The 17,936-nt window shown below is 67.1% G+C and carries 15 protein-coding genes; 6 read left to right on the top strand and 9 right to left on the bottom strand.

The annotated features are described in order from the left end of the window. Positions 1-267: 267 nt before the first annotated feature. The 5 genes from R4823_RS23065 to R4823_RS23045 all read right to left on the bottom strand — a co-directional run bounded on the left by R4823_RS23065 (position 268) and on the right by R4823_RS23045 (position 8,510). Positions 268-3,369, bottom strand: a complete 3,102-nt coding sequence (locus tag R4823_RS23065; RefSeq protein ID WP_338616177.1) for an efflux RND transporter permease subunit — start codon at positions 3,367-3,369, stop codon at positions 268-270. Between the two features lie 11 nt (positions 3,370-3,380). Beyond that, positions 3,381-4,520, bottom strand: coding sequence for an efflux RND transporter periplasmic adaptor subunit (locus R4823_RS23060; protein WP_338616175.1), 1,140 nt, complete (start codon positions 4,518-4,520; stop codon positions 3,381-3,383). Between the two features lie 71 nt (positions 4,521-4,591). Beyond that, on the bottom strand, positions 4,592-6,085 hold the full coding sequence (locus R4823_RS23055) for an efflux transporter outer membrane subunit (protein ID WP_338616173.1): 1,494 nt from the start codon (positions 6,083-6,085) through the stop codon (positions 4,592-4,594). Between the two features lie 171 nt (positions 6,086-6,256). After that, positions 6,257-7,489 (bottom strand): flavin-dependent oxidoreductase, encoded by a 1,233-nt coding sequence (locus tag R4823_RS23050; protein WP_338616171.1) that lies wholly within the window; start codon positions 7,487-7,489, stop codon positions 6,257-6,259. Positions 7,490-7,523: 34 nt separating this feature from the next. Next, on the bottom strand, positions 7,524-8,510 hold the full coding sequence (locus R4823_RS23045; protein ID WP_338616170.1) for a tripartite tricarboxylate transporter substrate binding protein: 987 nt from the start codon (positions 8,508-8,510) through the stop codon (positions 7,524-7,526). Between the two features lie 110 nt (positions 8,511-8,620). Here R4823_RS23045 and R4823_RS23040 point away from each other — a divergent pair, with 110 nt between their 5' ends. Further along, positions 8,621-9,526: a LysR family transcriptional regulator gene (locus tag R4823_RS23040; protein ID WP_087841642.1), complete on the top strand. Its 906-nt coding sequence runs from the start codon at positions 8,621-8,623 to the stop codon at positions 9,524-9,526. 105 nt (positions 9,527-9,631) lie between these two features. On the opposite strand, the gene R4823_RS23035 is transcribed toward R4823_RS23040, so the two are convergent. After that, a complete protein-coding gene (locus R4823_RS23035; RefSeq protein WP_087841641.1) occupies positions 9,632-10,657 on the bottom strand; it encodes a porin in 1,026 nt (341 codons plus the stop codon). A 340-nt stretch (positions 10,658-10,997) separates the two neighbouring features. Next, positions 10,998-12,041, bottom strand: coding sequence for a porin (locus R4823_RS23030; protein ID WP_165963334.1), 1,044 nt, complete (start codon positions 12,039-12,041; stop codon positions 10,998-11,000). Positions 12,042-12,244: 203 nt separating this feature from the next. Here R4823_RS23030 and coq7 point away from each other — a divergent pair, with 203 nt between their 5' ends. Continuing rightward, positions 12,245-12,931, top strand: a complete 687-nt coding sequence (gene coq7 / locus R4823_RS23025; protein ID WP_087841639.1) for a 2-polyprenyl-3-methyl-6-methoxy-1,4-benzoquinone monooxygenase — start codon at positions 12,245-12,247, stop codon at positions 12,929-12,931. 6 nt (positions 12,932-12,937) lie between these two features. Here the strand turns inward: coq7 and R4823_RS23020 are convergent, their stop codons facing one another. Beyond that, entirely contained in the window at positions 12,938-13,363 is a 426-nt protein-coding gene (locus R4823_RS23020; RefSeq protein ID WP_087841638.1) for an OsmC family protein, read from the bottom strand. Between the two features lie 844 nt (positions 13,364-14,207). Beyond that, complete coding sequence (locus tag R4823_RS23015; RefSeq protein ID WP_165963336.1) at positions 14,208-14,636, bottom strand: DUF4168 domain-containing protein; 429 nt, start codon at positions 14,634-14,636, stop codon at positions 14,208-14,210. Between the two features lie 347 nt (positions 14,637-14,983). On the opposite strand from R4823_RS23015, the gene rplM reads away from it, so the two are divergent. The 4 genes from rplM (at position 14,984) to R4823_RS22995 (ending at position 17,893) form a co-directional block, all read left to right on the top strand. Further along, positions 14,984-15,412 (top strand): 50S ribosomal protein L13, encoded by a 429-nt coding sequence (gene rplM, locus R4823_RS23010; protein WP_087841636.1) that lies wholly within the window; start codon positions 14,984-14,986, stop codon positions 15,410-15,412. A 10-nt stretch (positions 15,413-15,422) separates the two neighbouring features. Then, positions 15,423-15,815: a 30S ribosomal protein S9 gene (gene rpsI, locus R4823_RS23005; RefSeq protein ID WP_087841635.1), complete on the top strand. Its 393-nt coding sequence runs from the start codon at positions 15,423-15,425 to the stop codon at positions 15,813-15,815. A gap of 216 nt (positions 15,816-16,031) precedes the next feature. Continuing rightward, the gene (argC, locus tag R4823_RS23000; RefSeq protein WP_165963337.1) at positions 16,032-17,090 is read left to right on the top strand and encodes an N-acetyl-gamma-glutamyl-phosphate reductase; all 1,059 of its coding nucleotides are present in this window, start codon (positions 16,032-16,034) and stop codon (positions 17,088-17,090) included. Next, positions 17,090-17,893, top strand: a complete 804-nt coding sequence (locus tag R4823_RS22995) for a DUF6776 family protein (protein ID WP_087841633.1) — start codon at positions 17,090-17,092, stop codon at positions 17,891-17,893. Before argC ends, R4823_RS22995 begins: the two co-directional genes overlap by 1 nt. The last annotated feature ends 43 nt before the right edge of the window (positions 17,894-17,936 follow it).

Below are 17,936 nucleotides of genomic sequence, written 5' to 3'. Positions count from 1 at the left end.
ATGGAGAGGCTGAGGGAGGAGTCAAAGCTGAAGCCACCTTTTGGCTAAGCCTTGCCGTTGAGCTAGACCCATGTACGCAAGCTTTTGATGCTACTGGCTACTCTCGGTTTAGTGATGTTTATCGCGTACCGGGTGCCGAGAGGTTAAATATCTCGATGCTGTACTTGTGAGCGGCGATATTGCAAGGTTGAGATTGGCCCAAATGCTGCGACGGATTTGCGTTTCATTGCGGCCAATCGCGGCATCGCCGGCTGCCTTATTTATTCCTCACCGTACCGCACCGATCTGCCCTCGCCGAACCAACCGCAGCACCCACTGCCCAAAATCATCCACAAACAAAAACACCACCGGTATCACCAGCAAACTCAAAAACGTCGACGTGATCAACCCCCCCAGCACCGCGATCGCCATCGGCGACCGGAAGCTCGGATCCGCGGCCCCGTAGCCGATCGCGATCGGCAGCATCCCGGCGCCCATCGCCATGGTGGTCATGATGATGGGCCGAGCGCGTTTGTGGCAGGCGTCGATCAGGGCATCCCAGCGGCTCATGCCGGGCACGGCCGGCCGCACGTCGGTGGCGGGGTGTCCTCGCCGCGCCAGGATGGCGTATTCGACGAGCAGGATGGAGTTCTTGGTGGCGATGCCCATCAGCATCACCAGGCCGATCAGCGAGGGCATGGAGAAGCTCTTGTGCGCGATGAGCAGGCCGACGAAGGCGCCCCCCAGCGATAGCGGCAGGGCGGCCAGGATGGTGACGGGGTGCAGGAAGTGCTTGAACAGCAGCACCAGCACGACGTAGATGCACAGCACGCCGGTCAGCATGGCCAGGCCGAAGCTCTGGAACAGTTCGCCCATGACTTCGGCGTCGCCCACGGTGGCCTGGCGCACGCCGGGCGGCAGGTTCTTGATGGTGGGCAGGTCGGCCACGCGCTGGGCGACTTCGCCCAGGTCCATGCCGGCCAGTTCGATCTCGAAGTTGATGTTGCGCGAGCGGTCGTAGCGGTCGATGACGGACGGTCCCGCGGAGAAGTCCAGGGTGGCGACCTGGTCGAGCAGGACCGGGCCTCGCGTGCCGGGCACGGACAGGCGGCCGAGCAGGGAGAGGTCTTCGCGCGCGGCCTCGTCCAGGCGCACGACGATGGGGACCTGGCGCTGCGACAGGTTGAGCTTGGGCAGGGAGATGTCGTAGTCGCCGACGGTGGCGATGCGCAGGGTGTCGGCGATGGCGCTGCTGGTGACGCCCAGGTCGGCGGCGCGGGCGAAGTCGGGGCGCACGGCGATCTCGGGGCGGATGAGGCTGGCGGTGGACGAGATGTTGCCCAGGCCCGGTATGGTGCGCAGTTCCTTGGAGACGGCCAGGGCCGCCTGGTTCAGCGCGTCGGGGTCGTCGCCGGTCAGCACGAGCACGTATTTGTTGTTGGAGCCGCCCAGGCCGACGCGGCTGCGCATGCCGGGGATTTCCTGCAGGGCGGCGCGCATGTCTTCTTCGATGCCTTGTTTCTTGGGGCGGTCTTCGCGCGGGTCGAGCTGGATGGTCAGGGTGGCCTTGCGGACCTCGGCCGCGCCGGACATGGAGAACGGGTCGCCGCCGGCGGTACCGCCGCCGATGGTGGTGTAGACGCTGCGCACGTGCGGGACCTTGGCCAGCCGCAGGCGGACGAGTTCGGCGGTGTCCAGGGTCTGGGCCAGGGTGGAACCGGGCGGCAGCTCGACCACGACCTGGGTCTGGGAGTTGTCGTCGGCGGGCATGAAGCCGGCGGGCAGCAGCGGAATCATGCCGATCGACAGGATGAAGAACACGGCGGCCCCGAGCACGGTCAGCCAGCGATGGCGCAGGCAGGCAGCCACCCACCGCATGTAGGTCTGCAGCCAGCGCGGCTCCTTGCCCGCGTGCACGGCGGGCTTGAGCAGGTAGGCGGCCATCATGGGCGTGAGCACGCGTGCGACGATGAGCGAGGCGAACACGGCCAGCGAGGCCGTCCAGCCGAACTGCTTGAAGAAGCGTCCGGCGACGCCGCTCATGAAGGCGGTGGGCAGGAAGACGGCGATCAGGGTGAAGGTGGTGGCGACCACGGCCAGTCCGATTTCGTCGGCGGCTTCCATGGCGGCCTGGTAGGGGCTCTTGCCCATGCGCAGGTGGCGCACGATGTTTTCGACTTCCACGATGGCGTCGTCCACCAGGATGCCGATGACCAGGGACAGCGCCAGCAGGGTGATGACGTTGATCGAGAATCCCAGGAAGTACATGCCTGCGAAGGCGGGGATGACGGACAACGGCAGCGCGACGGCGGAGATCAGCGTGGCGCGCCAGTCGCGCAGGAACAGCCAGACGACCAGCACGGCCAGCAGCGCGCCTTCGTACAAGAGGCGCATGGAGCCGTCGTATTCCTCCTGGACCGGCGTGACGAAGTTGAAGGACTCGGTGATCTGCAGGTCGGCATGCTGGGCCTTGAGTTCGTGCAGCGCGCGCTGCACGCCCGCGGCAACGTCCAGTTCGCTCGCGCCGCGGCTGCGGGCCACCTCGAAGCCGACGACGGGCTGGCCGTCGAGCAGGGCGGCCGAGCGCCGCTCGGCGATGGTGTCGGTCACGGTGGCGACGTCGGATAGCCGGATGGACCGGCCGTCGCTCAGGACCAGCCGCAGGCCGGCGAGTTCTTCGGCGGTGCCCACGGTGGCCAGGGTGCGCACGGGCTGTTCGGCGTCGCCGATGTCGGTGCGGCCGCCGGAGCTTTCGCGCTGCACCTGGCGCAACTGGCGCGAGATGTCGGCGGCGGACGCCCCCAGGGCCTGCAGGCGCTGCGGGTCGAGCGCGATGCGTATCTCGCGGGTTACGCCACCCACGCGGTTGACCGCTCCCACGCCGGGCACGTTCAGCAGTTTGCGGGCGACGTCGTTGTCGACCAGCCAGGACAGCGCTTCGTCGTCCATGCTGCTCGCGCGCACGGTGAAGGCCAGCACGGGCTGGCCTGCCAGGTCGACCTTGTTGATGATGGGGTCGCGCAGGTCGGCAGGCATGTCGGCGCGCACGCGCGAGACCGCCGAGCGTACATCGTCCACCGCTTCCTGCAGGGGCTTTTCCAGCTCGAACTCGGCGGTCAGGCTGACGCTGCCATCCTGGATCTTGGTGTAGACGTGCTTGAGGCCCTGCAAGGTGGCAATGGAGTTCTCCAGCTTGCGGGCGACGTCGTTCTCCAGTTGGCTGGGCGAGGCCCCGGGCAGCGAGGCCGTGACCATGACCATGGGCAGGTCGATGTCGGGGAAGTTCTGCACCTTCATGGCGCTGAACGACAGCAGGCCGGCGAAGGTCAGCAGCACGAACAGCATGACCGACGGAATGGGGTTGCGTATGGACCAGGTCGAGACGTTCATCGCGTCGGCTCTCAGCGCGTCACGGCGGTGGCAGGGGTGGCCGCGGGAGCGGGCGTGTCGACCACGCGCACCAGGTCGCCGTCGGTCAGGAAGCCCGCGCCGCGCACGGCGACGCGGTCGGTGGGCGCGAGGCCGTCCAGGACCTCGACCCGGTCGCCGTCGCGCCGTCCCGCCTGGATCTTGCGCTGGGCCACCCGGTTGTCCGCGCCTACGACGAAGACGTAGTTGAAGGCCTCGCGCATGACGACGGCTTGCTGGGGCACCGTCAGGCCCTGTGCGGAGCCTAGTTCGAATTCGCCGCGCGCGAACATGCCGGCCTTGGCCGAGGAGTTCGGCGCCCCGGCGCCGGGCAGGTCGACGTAGACCAGGGTATTGCGCGTTTGCGGGTCGACGGTGGGGCCGATGGTGCGGACCTTGCCCTGCAGGCGTTCGCCGCTGGCCGCGACGACGGTGACGGGGTCGCCCACGCGCACGCGGCCGACCTCGGCGGAGGTGACCTCGCCGCGCCATTCCAGGCGGCCCTTGCGGATCATGCGGAAGAGTTCGGTGCCGGCGCCCACGACCGCGCCCACCGTGGCGGTGCGCGACGAGATGACGCCGCTGTCGGGCGCGCGGACCTGCGTGAATTTCAGGCGCAATTCCTGCGCGGCAAGGCTGGCGCGGGCGGACTCCACGCGCGCCTGGGCGGTCTGGCCGCCGGTCACGTACTGGTTGATCTGCGATTCGCTCAGGGCGCCGGAGGCTTTCAGGGACTGGGCGCGCTCGGCGTTGGCGCGGGCCTCGGCGGCGCTGGCCTCGGCCTCGGCCAGCGCGGCGCGGGCTTGGGCGATGTCCGCGCGCACGGTTTCCTGCGCGAAGGTGGCCAGTACCTGGCCGGCCTTGACGGTATCGCCCACGTTGACCAGGACGTCCTGCAGGCGCAGGCCGCCGATCTCGGCGCCCAGGCTGGCTTCCTGCCAGGCCATGATGTTGCCGTTGGCCTGGAGGGCGACGCGCAGGGACCGCATCTGCGGCTGGGCGACGGTGACGGTCAGGGCTGGCCGGACGGCCGGGGCGGTGCCGGTGTCGGCCGCGCGCAGGGCGGGGGCGAGGAAGGCACCGGCCAGGATGGCGCCGAGCACGGCGGCGGCGATGAGGGGGCGTAGCGGCATGGACGGGATCATGGTTGGGGTGGGGCCGGGGCGGGAACGAGCCCTGCGGCGACGAGGTTCGTGAGATGTCGTCAGGAAGGGTTGGCGGCAGGCATCGCGGAGGCCGACGGCGGCGTGTCCGGAGGCGCCGGCGCGTCCTGCCGCCAGCCGCCTCCCGCCGCGCGGTACAGCGCGATCCAGGCCGCCATGCGCTCGCGCTCCAGCGCGGACTGGGTGGTGCGCGCCGTCAGCAGCATGCGCCGCGACTCCTCCAGTTCCAGCAGGCTGGCCAGGCCGCCGCGATAGCGCTGCTCGGTGGCTTCGAACGAAGCCTGGTATCCCTCGACCGCGGCGCGCGCGTCGGTGGCGCGCGCGGCCGTGCTTTCCAGGTTGACCAGGGCTTGCTCCACTTCGCGCACGGCCTGGCGCGCCGTGGCGCGATACTGCGTGACGGCTTCGTCGTAGCGGGCCTGGGCAGCGTCGATGTCGGCGCGGTGGCGGCCGCCGTCGAACAGCGGCAATGACACCGACAGCGGACCGATGGACCAGGTCGAGACGTCGACGTTCATGCCGCGTGCCTTGAACGAGGCCGCGCCCACGCTGCCGGCCAGGGTCAGGCGCGGGTAGCGCCTGGCCTGGGCGCTGCCGACCTCGGCGCTGGCCGCCGCCACGTTGCGATCGGCGTTGAACAGGTCGGGGCGTTGCGCCAGCACGGCGGCAGGCAGGTGGTCGATGGCGAACAGCGTGTCGGACGGAGGCTGCGCCGGCGCGGCCAGCCGGGCACGCAGCCCGGGTTCGTCCAGCGCGGTCAGCGCCACCAGCGCCTTGACGCTGATGTCGCACGAGGCCCGCTGCTGGCGGGCGCGGGCGGCGGCTTCGGCGCTGCTGGCGCGCGCCAGCGCGGCGTTGGCGGTGGACTGGAAGCCCGCGCGCATGGCGAGGTCGGTCAGGCGCGCGCTTTCCGCGCGCGAGGCCGCGTCCGATTCCTGGATGGCGAGCTCGCGGCGGCAACTACGGAAGTTGTTCAACTCGTTGGCGACTTCCGCGGCCACCGAGATGCGCGCGTCGTGCCATTGGGCCTGCGCGCCCTCCAGGCGGGCCTGCGCGGCGTCGCGCGTGGCGGCGTTGGCGCCGAACAGGTCGATCTCCCACGAGGCCTGCAGGCCGGCCTGGTTCTGCGTGGCGATGCCGCCCGCGATCTGCGAAAAGCCGCGGCTGGTTTGCGCCGTGGCGTCGAGCGTGGGCCCCAGGGCGGCGCCGGCGGACACGCGGGCGGCCCGGGCCTGCAGGAAGCGCGAGCGCGCCGTGCCCACGGTCGGGCTGGCCGCCTGGGCCGCCTCGATCAGTCCGGGCAGGGCCGGGTCGCCGGTCTGTTGCCACCATTGCAGCAGGCGCTGCGGGTTGGAGTCATGCGGCAGGGAGGGTTCGGCGGAGGCGGGCAGCGAGGCCTGCCAGCCGGCCGGCGTGGCCAGCGGCACGGACGGCGCGGGCGGTTGCAGGCTGCAGCCGGCAATCAGCAGCAAGGCCAGGCCCAGGACGGGGCGTGGCGACGACGAAACAAAGGACTGGGCGCGAGCGAGAGGCATGCTGGAGGCGCGGAGGCCGGCGGGATCGCCGCCGGTCCGCGCAGTTAGAGTGCATGGACGACTCGATAGCGTAATCGAAAAGGTATTAGGAAGTCGTGAATATCGAGAACATTTCTCGATACGGAAGGGCACGGATGCAGCCCGGGGGCGGGCGGGCCGCCCGCCACGCTCCTACCGGGACAGCGAGGCCAGGTCGTAACCCGCCACGCGCTTGTAGCCGTTGGATATGGCGGCCAGCTCTTCCTGGCTGATGACGTCGTCGATGTGCCGGAAGGGGCGATCGCCCGTGCGCTCGTAGACTTCCTTCAGGATGGCGTCCGGGGGCGTCTTGCGGTTGGCCAGCACGATGTCCGTCGTCGCGGGGCGGCGCTGCGATTCATATCGCGCCAGCGCGGCCGGCACGTCCGGCTCCGCGGCCAGCGCGGCGGCCAGGGCGCGCGCGTCCAGGATGGCCTGCCCCGCGCCGTTCGAGCCGCGCGGCACCATGGGGTGCGCCGCGTCGCCCAGCAGCGTGACCCGGCCCTGGGTCCACCAGGGCAGCGGGTCCTGGTCCACCATGGGAAATTCCAGCAGGACGTCGGCGGCCCGGATCATGGCGGGTACGTCCAGCCAGTCGAAGCGCCAGTCCTCGAATACGCCGATGAAGTCCTCCAGCCGTCCCCGCCGGTTCCAGTCGCGGCGCTCGTAGCGGGGCGTCGTCACTTCGGCCACCCAGTTGATCAACTGGCACCCATCGGCGTCGAGCGCGTTGCGGATCGGGTAGATGACCATCTTGCCCGGCGTCAGCCAGCCGCCGCGGACATAGGTGGCGCCGTCGAAATAGGGCTTCCAGCGGGTGACGCCGCGCCACATGTTGACCCCGGAGTAGACCGGCTCGCCTTCGGCGGGATGCAACTGCTTGCGGATCACCGAGTGCAGGCCGTCGCAGGCGATCAGCGCATCGGCCGCGCGGGGAGCAAGGGAGTTGCCGGCGGGATCGATGAACGAGGCGGTGACGCCGCCGGACGTCTGCGTGAACCCGGTGCAGCGATGGCCCGCGACGATGCGGTCCGCGCCCAGGCGCTCGCGGCAGGCCCCGAGCAGGACCATCTGCAGGTCCCCGCGATGGACCTGGAACTGCGGCCACTCGTAGCCCGCCTGCCGGCCGGTCGACTCGGAATAGACGTGCTGTCCGAAGCGGTTGAAGAAGGTGGTGGTCGTGGTGGTGACGGCCACCTTCGCCAGGGCCTCGTTCAGGCCGAGCTCGCCCAGGACCCGGGTCGAGTGCGGCAGCAGGCTCACGCCCACGCCCAGCGCCTGGATGTCCGGCGCCGCCTCGAAGACCCGGGCGGCGATGCCCACCTTGTGCAGCGACAGCGCCAGGGTCAGGCCGCCTATGCCGCCGCCCACGATCATGACTTCCATGAAGACTCCTCTTGGTGTGGTTGGGATATGCGTGCTATTGGGACGCCAGGCCGGCCTGGCGGATGACGCCGGCCCAGCGCCTGAGGTCGTCCCGCGTCAGCCTGGCCAGGTCGTCCGGCGTGCCGCCGCTGGGCTGCAGGCCCTGCATGGACAGGCTCTTGACCACGTCCGGCATCTTCAGGATCTGCGCGACCTCGGCGTTGACCTTGCCGACGATGGCCTGCGGCGTGCCGGCGGGCAGGTAGAGGCCGTACCACATGTCGACGTCGACGTCGGCGATGCCCGAGGCCTCGGCCAGCGACGGGATGTCGGGCGTCACGGCGGTGCGCCGCGTGCCGCCGGCGGCCAGCATCTGCATCTTGCCGGCGCGGGCGAATTGCAGCGCCTGGTGGACGGGAACGAAGGCCAGGTCCACCTGGCCCGACAGCACGTCGTTGACCAGTCCGCCCGAGCCCTTGTAGGGCACGTGGACCACGTCGATGCCGGCGCGCTGCTTGACCAGCTCCATGGCCAGGTGGTGCGGCGTGCCGGTGCCGGGCGAGCCGTAGTTGAGCTTGTGCGGCTGTTTCCGGGCCAGTTCGATCAGTTGCGACACCGACTTGGCCGGAAGGTCGGGACGGGTCACCAGCGCGAGGCTGCCGATGGCGATGGGCATCACCGGCGCGAAGTCCTTCACCGGATCGAAGGTGACGCCCTGCATGAAGCTCGGCGTCATGATGATGGTGTTGGCCGTCATCAGGTAGGTGTAGCCGTCGGGCGCGGCCCGCGCGGCCAGGTCGGTGCCGATGTTGCCGCTGGCGCCGGGGCGGTTCTCGACCACCGCCGCGTACTGCCAGGCCTCGGACAGTTTCTGGCCTATGGTCCGGCCCAGCACGTCGATGCCGCCGCCTGCGGAGAAGGGCACGATGATGCGGATGGGACGAGTGGGATAGGGCTCGTCCGCCTGGACCGCGCCGGCGGCCAGCGCCAGCAGCCAGGCACTACAGAACGAGCGACGGGAGAAGCAGCGGCGGGTGGGCATATCGACCTCTCTGGTGGGACAGGAACGATCGCCATTCAATACGAGCTTTATACGCGAGTGAAATATGAATAAAGTATGAATTGATCAGGTATCTGCATCAATGCACCGACATGAACATCTCCCACCGCCAGCTCAAGGCCTTCCTGCTGCTGGCCCAGCAGCGGAATTTCTCCCGCGCGGCCGAGCAGCTGCACATCGCCCAGTCGGGCCTGAGCCTGATGATCCGGGAACTGGAAGGGCAACTGGGTTTCCGTCTGTTCGACCGCACCACGCGGCAGGTCACGCTGACGCAGTTCGGCGCCGAGTTTCGCGCCGTGGCCGAACAGAACGTCAAGCGGATCGAGGAGATCGTGGAGCAGGTGGGGAGATCGGCGCAGCGTGCCAATACCACGCTGTCGATCGGCGCGCCGCCGCTGACCTGTTCCTATCTGCTGCCCCCGGTCGTGGCGGCCTTCGAGCAGCGTCATCCGGGCGTGCGCCTGACCGTCGTCGACACCGACCTGCCATCGGTGTCCAGCATGGTGCGTGCCGGGCACCTGGACGTCGGGCTGGGCATGTTCATCAAGGCGGCGCCGGGCATGTTGCGGCAGCCGCTGTTCCACTTCTCGCTGGTGGCGGCCAGCGCCGCGCCGAAGTTCCAGCTGGCGCGGTCGCCACGTTCCTGGAGCGCGCTGGCGGGCGAGCAATTCATCAACCTGCCCTTCGACAACCCCTTGCAGCAGTTGATCGACAAGAACCTGGCCCTGGTGGGCCACGAAGGTCCGCCGCGCTTCGTCGTCAATTTCATCGAAACCCAGATCGGCCTGGCCGAGGCCGGGCGCGGCATCGCCATCCTTCCCTCGACCGCCGTCCCCGCCTGCCGGGGCCGCGGCATCCGTCTCGAGCCGCTGGGCCCGCCCCTGGTCGAACTGGAGTTCTACGAACTGCGCGACCGCGGCCGCAAGCTGCCGCCGTGCGCCGACGATTTTTGCGATCTGCTCAAGCGCTCCATTCCCCGCGCCGTGCGAGGCGGGTAGGGGGCGGCAAAAAAAACCGGACCGTTTCCGGTCCGGTTTTCCCAGCGTACGCCCAGGGGGTTCTGGGCGCTTGCAAGGAGCGCGCGCGGCGCTCCCGCCGCCGATTTAGAACATGTGACGCAGGCCGACGCCGAACTGGCGGGTGGTCTTGTCGCCGGTCGTGACGGCGCTGCCGTAGTGACCGACGTTGTCCATGTTGCTGAAGAAGGCATAGGCGTTGGTACGACGCGACAGCGGGTAGGTGTAACCGACGCTGAAGCCTTCGATGTCCCAGTCCTTGGCTTTCTGGTACGAGCCGAACAGCGAGCCGGGGCCGACGGGAGCCGACGCGCCGACCATGTACGACAGGGTCTTCTTGGCGAAGCGGCCGTTCCAGCCCGGGATGTCGCCAACGTTGACCGCGACGTTGCGCTGGTCGGCGATGGCGGCATGCAGCTTGACCACGCCGAAGTCATAGGTACCGCCCAACTGGGTCGAACGGCCGACGTTGCCGCCGGTCGAGGGCTCGACCTGGTCGTAGGTCAGGGCGACTTCGACGGGACCGTTGGCGTAGCGCAGGCCCGAGGTGATGGCGCGGTTGTTGGTGCCGGCGACCGGGGTTTCGCTGGTCGAGCGGTTGAAGCTGTAGCCGATGGCGCCTTGCAGGCCGTTCCAGGTCGGCGTGAAGTACATCACGCTGTTGCTGTTGCGGACCTGGTTGGCGGCGATGAAGGTCGAGCCCATGCCGGCCTGACGGAAGGTCGTGCCGAACGGATCGATGTTGGTGAAGAATTGCGAGCCCAGGATGAACTGGCGGCCCAGGCGGATTTCACCCAGCGTGTTGGACGACAGGCCCACCCACGATTGGCGGTTGAACAGGCCGGACTGGGTGGTGGTGCCGTCGTCGGCGTTGATGCCGGCTTCCAGCAGGAAGTTGGCCTTCAGGCCGTTGCCCAGGTCTTCCGAGCCACGCAGGCCGAAGCGGGAATCGCTCTGCAGGCCGCTGTCCAGCGCGTTGCGCGCCTTCATGCCTTCGGTCTTGGTATACAGGTAGCCCATATCCATGATGCCGTACAGGGTGACCGAGCTTTGCGCTTGCGCGGTACCAGCCATGCCGGCCAGAACGGCGGCAGCGATCAGGGTCTTTTTCATTCGTACATCTCCATGATTGATCTGGCTGTCGCGGCAGACGGGGGGTGCGAGGCGCCGGATGGAATGCGCGGATCCATCGTCGGGTATCCGTTTGCTGCGGGAAAACCAGAGCTTCCTGGTAGGAAGTTGTTCATATTGCAGCAAAGAATGCGGGTTACTACCAAGTCGAGAGACGAATGAAGGCCGGGTTTTTACTTATTCTTACGGCTTTCGTTGTTTTTGCGCAAAAAACCAACGAAAAAGCCCGTCTCCAGGCAAGCCGAAGACAGGAAAACACTCACTGCTGAAGTAAGCACTTCGAAACATGGGCCGGATGCCCCGGCCCATGCCTGAGCCGGGCTTAGAACTTGTGCTGCAGGCCGATGGCGATTTCGCGCTTGTCGCCCAGGGCCTTGTTGTCCGTGCGGACGATCACGTCGGTGTACTGGTTGAACAGGGCGTAGATCATGGTGCGCTTGGACAGCGTGTAGTTGTAGCCGATGGCGTAGCCATTGATGGCCTTGTCGGCGCGGCCGGCGTTGATGTTGGCGTTGTCGTTGCGCTGGTAGGTGGCGAACACGGAGTGCGCGCCGAACGGCACGGTCACGCCCAGCAGGTACGAGTTCTCCTTCTCGGCGTTCGACTTGTAGCCGGAGTTCTGCAGGCGGCCGTAACCGGCGTGCAGCTTGGCCACGCCGAAGTCGTAGGTGGCGCCCAGCTGGATGTTCTTCAGGTCGGAGCCGCCCACGCCCGCACCGGGAGCCAGGTCGGCCGCGTTCTTCTGTTCGTACGTCAGGACGGCCAGCAGGGGGCCGTTCTGGTAGCGCAGGCCCAGCGAGTAGGCGGCGTTGTCGGCGTCGTTGCCGGCGGTTTCGCTGCCGTTGGCGTTGAAGCTGTAGCCGGCGCCGACCTGGAAGCCGCTGAACTTGGGCGACAGGTAGAAGGCGCTGTTGCTGAAGCGGTCATCGATGCCGCTGACGTTGAAGACGGTCTTGCTCTGGGCCTGCGAGTAGGCGTTGCCGAAGGGGTTGATGGCGCCGCGGAACCAGTTGAAGCCCAGGGAGTCCTGGCGGCCCAGGCGGATTTCACCGAAGTTGCCCGACACACCGACCCAGGCGGCGCGGTCGAACAACTGGCCGCTGGCGCTCTGGATGCCCGTGTCGGCCTTGAAGCCGCTTTCCAGCTGGAAGTTGGCCTTCAGGCCGTTGCCCAGGTCTTCCACGCCACGCAGGCCGAAGCGCGAGCTGCCGGCGATGCCGCTTTCCAGCCCGTTGGTGGCCGATTGGCCATCCTGCTTGCTGTTCATGAATCCCATGTCGACGATACCGTACAGCGTCACGCTCTGGGCTTGCGCGGTGCCGGCGAAGCCAGCCAGCAGCGCGGCGGCGATGAGGGTCTTTTTCAATTGAGAACTCCAGATGGATTTGTGTGATGTGGCACGAGGGCGTTGCTCAAGTGCTCGGACGAGAGGATGACGATCCAACATGAGGCGAAAATGACAACGGGGTTGCGTCGCGCCGGACGTTGTTCAAGAACAACGAATCGGGGATTGCCTATACTGGAATCTGTTCATGTCGCTGTCCGGCCATGTCCGGACCGGAGGTCGCAATGTCGGGAACCGCATCCTTTCGCCGTATTTCCCTGCTGGACCGGGTGCTGTCCGAGGCGGATCGCGCCGTGCGCGTGCTGACGGGGTCGGTGTCGGCGCAGCGGCCGAATCCGGCGGGACGCCTGTCCGCCGCTGCCGAGGGGACGTCCGGGGACGCTTCGGGCCCGGCGTTGACGGAAACCGAGCGCAAGCACGCGGCCGGCCTGATGCGGGTCAATCATGTGGGGGAGGTGTGCGCCCAGGCGCTGTACCGGGGCCAGGCGCTGGTCTGCGACAAGCCGGAGACACGCCAGGTATTCCTGGACGCGGCGGCCGAAGAGACCGATCACCTGGCCTGGCTGGACGACCGCCTGCGCGAGCTGCGTTCGCATTCCAGCCTGTTGAATCCGTTCTGGTATGCGGGGGCCTTCGGGCTGGGCATGCTGGCGGGCAAGGCGGGCGAGGCCTGGAACCTGGGCTTCATGGCGGAAACCGAGCGGCAGGTGGAGCGCCATCTGGACGGACACCTGGGTACGCTGCCGGCCAGTGATGCGCGTTCGCGCGCGATCGTCGAACGGATGGCCGCCGACGAGCGCCAGCATCGGGTGACGGCGGAGCAGCGTGGCGGCGTCGAGCTGCCCGCTCCGGTGCGGGCAGCGATGCGGTGCGGGTCCAGGCTCATGACCTCCACCGCGTATTACCTCTGACGCGCTTCAGTCGGCTTCGACGATTTCCACCGACCAGGTCAGTTCCGCGGTCTTTTCGAGCATGGCCGAGGCCGAGCAGTACTTTTCGTGGGAAAGCTGCACTGCACGCTCGACCGCCGCGGGCGGAAGGTTCTTGCCCGTTACCGTGAAGGCGAAATGGATCTTGGTGAAGACCTTGGGGTCGGTGTCGGCCCGCTCGGCCTTGAGCGCCACCGTGCAGCCGCGCACGGCATGGCGGCCGCGCTTCAGAATCAGGACGACGTCGTAGGCCGTGCAGCCGCCTGTTCCGGCCAGCACCAGTTCCATCGGCCGGGGCGCGAGGTTGTTGCCCCCGCCGTCCGGCGCGCCATCCATGACGGCGACGTGTCCGCTGCCCGTCTGGGCGGTGAACAGCATGCCCTGGGGGCCGCCCCAGCTTACGATGCATTCCATGATATTCCTCGTGCTGCGATAGAAAGTTGACGATCAGCACGATGATAGCGGGTGGGAGGCAGGTTTCGCGGTTGTCGCCGGCTCCGGCCATGTTGCGATGCGGCGAAAACTGCGACAAATGGTCGCGCCCCCTGCCGGAGCTGTTCCAGGGCCGGATTTTTTCTCCGCAACGTTGCGGAGTGGTGGGATGGTTTGTGTATAACTTATTGATTGGTAAGGGGTTTTTTATCGGCATCCACATCGGTTTTTGTACGTAGGCAACAACCCTTAGGGGTTCTTGCATCGCACAAAAGATCTCTCTATAATTAACCCAACGGATGACGCTTTGTATGTCGACACGGCCTCGGGCCCCTCGGCATCGTCGGATTGCCCCGCAAAGCCCATCTACCGGTGTCTCCTCCACCCTCCTCCTTTGGTGGATTAGCCCGAAGCCGCAAGGCTTCGGGCTTTTTTTTGCCCGTACCATGCTGCTTCGCATCAAAATATGTCGACAGCACATCCGCATCCATGGCTGAGCAAGCCTGAGTCGCCTGAAAAGGATGGGGAGGGGCGCGCAGAACCGCGCTAAAAAAGGACTTAACTTGTTGATATAAAAAGAATTTTGCCTGTTGAAAATTGATACCGCATGGTGGTGAACAGGTCAAAAAAACTTCTTGCATCGCACAAACCGCTTCCCTATAATGGGTTCAACGGATGACGCTTTGTATGTCGACACGGCCCCGGGCCCCTCGGCATCGTCGGATAGCCCCGCAAAGCCCATCTACCGGTGTCTCCTCCACCCTCCTCCTTTGGTGGATTAGCCCGAAGCCGCAAGGCTTCGGGCTTTTTTTTGCCTGTTTTCGGATCAGCGCATCATCGTGCCGCCACCCGTGGAGCCGCCATAGCTGCCGCCGGTCGAGCCGGCGCCTTGCATCAGCGCGCCGTACCGCTGCATCAGGGCAGGATCCTGCTGGACGGCTGCGTTGATGGCGTTGAACTCCCGCACGGTCAGCCCTTCGCTCCAGACAGCCTGCGCCTTGCGGCCATTGGCTTCGTCGAAAGTGGCGTTGGTGGGCTCGCCGCCCGCGGTGGTGGCGGCGGCCGCCCCGGTTCCGGGCGACACCGCGTTCACTTTCCTGGCGGCGTTGGCGAAGCGCTGCAGCTGATCGTCGGTAACCGACTGCGGCGATATCGTCGAGGCCTGCTGGGTGGACGTGTCGCGCTGGGGCGCCGCGCAGGCGGCCAGTCCCGCGGCCACGGCTCCGGCGGCCAGCATCGTCTTGATCGTTTTCATCGGACGGTTCTCCATAAGGCACTGTGAACGGCCTAGTGTCTGCCCTTAAGTGGCGCCGGGATCTTTTCTTATGTATGGATGTTTATCAAAGCATGAAGCGCGGCCGTGGCATCACAGGGGAAGCGGGCGGTGGCGTCGGATATCGTTACAGCTGGACCGGGGGCCGGATGGCGGCCGCGGGTGGGTCGGCGCATGGCCTTTGACTTTGCGGGATATTCCGGGTTACCATCTTCTGCTTACCCTTTTTCCGTACCTGCAGTTCACAATGCCGAGGCGGGATCGGGGTGACTGCCGTCAGGAAGCCCGTAGGGGGCTTTACGGGCACCAGATATGTCACAGAGATCATCATGAAAACCTTCGTTGCGAAACCGCATGAAGTGACGCGTGACTGGTACGTGATTGACGCCAAGGGCAAAGTCCTAGGTCGTGTGGCCAGCGAAGTCGCACGCCGTTTGCGCGGTAAACACAAGCCTGAATTCACGCCTCACGTCGATACCGGCGACTACATCGTCATCATCAACGCCGCCGATATCGTCGTCACCGGCAACAAGGCGCAGGACAAGCGCTACTACCGCCACTCGGGCTATCCCGGCGGTATCACCGAAACCACGTTCCTGAAGATGCAGCAGCGTTTTCCTGGTCGTGCGATCCAGAAGGCCGTCAAGGGCATGCTGCCCAAGGGTCCCCTGGGCTACGCCATGATCAAGAAGCTGAAGGTGTACGCAGGATCCGAACATCCGCACACCGCCCAGCAGCCCAAGCTGCTGGACATCTGAGGAGCCGCGCATGATCGGTAACTGGAATTATGGAACCGGCCGCCGCAAGACCTCGGTGGCGCGCGTGTTCCTGAAGAAAGGCTCGGGCAAGATCACCGTCAACGGCAAGCCCGTCGACGAGTACTTCGCTCGCGAGACCGGCCGCATGATCGTTCGCCAGCCGCTGGAACTGACCGGCCACCTGGAAACCTTCGACTTCCACGTCAACGTCCACGGTGGTGGCGTGAACGGGCAGGCCGGCGCGGTGCGCCACGGCATCACCCGCGCGCTGATCGACTACGACGCGACGCTCAAGTCCGCGCTGTCGCAAGCCGGCTTCGTGACTCGCGATGCCCGCGAGGTCGAGCGCAAGAAGGTCGGTCTGCACAAGGCGCGACGTCGCAAGCAGTTCAGCAAGCGCTGATCGGCTTCGATCCCCCTCGTCCCGTTCCGGCTCCGGCCGGCGGGCGAGACAAGAAAGGCCGCAGCGATGCGGCCTTTTTTTCGCTTTGAGCGGCGCTCGCCCGAAGGGGCGTCACATCGATGCTGCCGAGCGTGGGGTATTCTTATTCATCACATGTCGCAGGGCACCGTCCCGCTTTCCCGGGCCGGGAAGCGCAAGGGACTCCAGGAGATTGCAATGGCCAAGATCAAGGTAGGTATCGTCGGCGGCACGGGCTACACCGGCGTGGAACTGCTGCGCCTGCTGTCGCAGCACCCGAACGCGGAGCTGACCGCGATCACCTCGCGCAAGGAAGACGGCATGCCGGTGGCCGACATGTACTCCAACCTGCGCGGCAAGGTGGACCTGGCGTTTTCCTCGCCCGACAAGGCCAGGCTGACCGAATGCGACGTGGTGTTCTTCGCGACGCCCCATGGCGTGGCCATGGCGCAGGCGCAGGAACTCCTGGCCGCCGGCGTCAAGATCATCGACCTGGCCGCCGATTTCCGCCTGCAGGACCTGGCCTCGTTCGAGAAGTGGTACAAGATGCCGCACGCCTGCCCGGACGTGCTGCGCGAGTCGGTCTACGGCCTGGTCGAACTGAACCGCGAGAAGATCCGCGGCGCACGGGTCGTGGGCAATCCCGGGTGCTACCCGACCACCGTGCTGCTGGGCCTGGCGCCGCTGCTCGAGGGCCGGGCCAAGGCGTCGCCGCTGGTGGACGCGTCCACGCTCATCGCCGATTGCAAATCGGGCGTGACCGGTGCCGGGCGCAAGGCCGAGCTGCACATCCTGTTCTCGGAAGCCAGCGACAACTTCAAGGCCTACGGTGTGTCGGGCCATCGCCACCATCCCGAGATCGTCGAGCACCTGCAGACCCTGCACGGCGGGCCGGTAGGGCTGACCTTCGTGCCGCACCTGACGCCCATGGTGCGCGGCATGCATTCGACCATCTACGCCCGCATCGACCCGAAGGCGCGCGACGTCGATTTCCAGAAGCTGTTCGAGCAGCGCTATGCCGATGAGCCGTTCGTCGACGTGATGCCCGCGGGCAGCACGCCCGAGACCCGCTCGGTGCGTGCCTCCAACATGATCCGGATCGCCGTGCACCGGCCCGGCAACGGCGACCAGCTGGTCGTCCTGGTGGTGCAGGACAACCTGGTCAAGGGCGCATCCGGCCAGGCCGTGCAGAACATGAACCTGATGTTCGGATTGCCCGAGGACGCCGGGCTCGGCCAAGTGGCGGTGCTGCCCTGATGAAGCGGCGGCCGCTGTTTCCGGCGCTCGTGCCGCGCAGGCTGCGGCGCGGCGCGGGGCCGGCTGCGCGGGCCGACGGGACGGGACTGCCCCCTGCCTCGCCGTGGCGGATCGTGGTCCTGGTATTGCTGCTGGCGCTGGGCGCTGCCCTGGGAACGGGGCTGTACGAGTCGGCACGCCGAATCTTCGGCGGGCCGCAGGTCTCGGCATCCGAACTGGCGCAATTGCGCGCCGAGCACCAGCGGCTGATCGCCGACAACGAGCGCTTGCAGGGCAGCCTGGCCGCCGCGGAAAGCCGCCTGGAGATCGAGCGTGCCGCCAAGGACCAGCTCGCGGCCGATTTGCGGGCCGCGCAGAAGGAAATGGGCGACATGCGCAATGACCTGGCCTTTTTCGACCAGCTCATTCCCATGGATCCGCGCCAGGCCCAGGTCAATATCCGTTCCGCGGAACTGGAGCGGCAGGGCGAACTGCTGCGCTATCGGGTGCTCCTGATGCGCGGCGGGCGCCCCTCGGGCGAGTTCAGCGGGCGCTTGCAATTCTCGGCGTCCGGCGTGCGCGCGGGCGCCGCCACCACGATAGACCTGCATCCGTTCTCGGTCCCGACCGACGCGCTTGCAGGGGACGGCGCCCCGGTCGCGGCCCGGCCGGCCGCCGACCCGCTGGCCGTGCGGTTCCGGCAGTATCAGCGCGCCGAGGGATCGCTCGCGGTCCCGGCCGGCTTCGTGGTGCGCAGCGTCACGGTGCGCGTGGTCGAGGGAGGCGTGGTGCGCTCGCAAAGCACCGTCAACCTGCCGGCCTGAGGCCGCGGGCTTGAACCTTGGCGGTGCGCCCGCATCTAACGGG

It is taken from the genome of Pigmentiphaga sp. CHJ604 (genome assembly GCF_036972535.1).
Lineage (GTDB): Bacteria > Pseudomonadota > Gammaproteobacteria > Burkholderiales > Burkholderiaceae_B > Pigmentiphaga > Pigmentiphaga daeguensis.
Note: the sequence above shows the minus strand (reverse complement) of the source record. Positions and strands in the feature narration are given on the sequence as shown.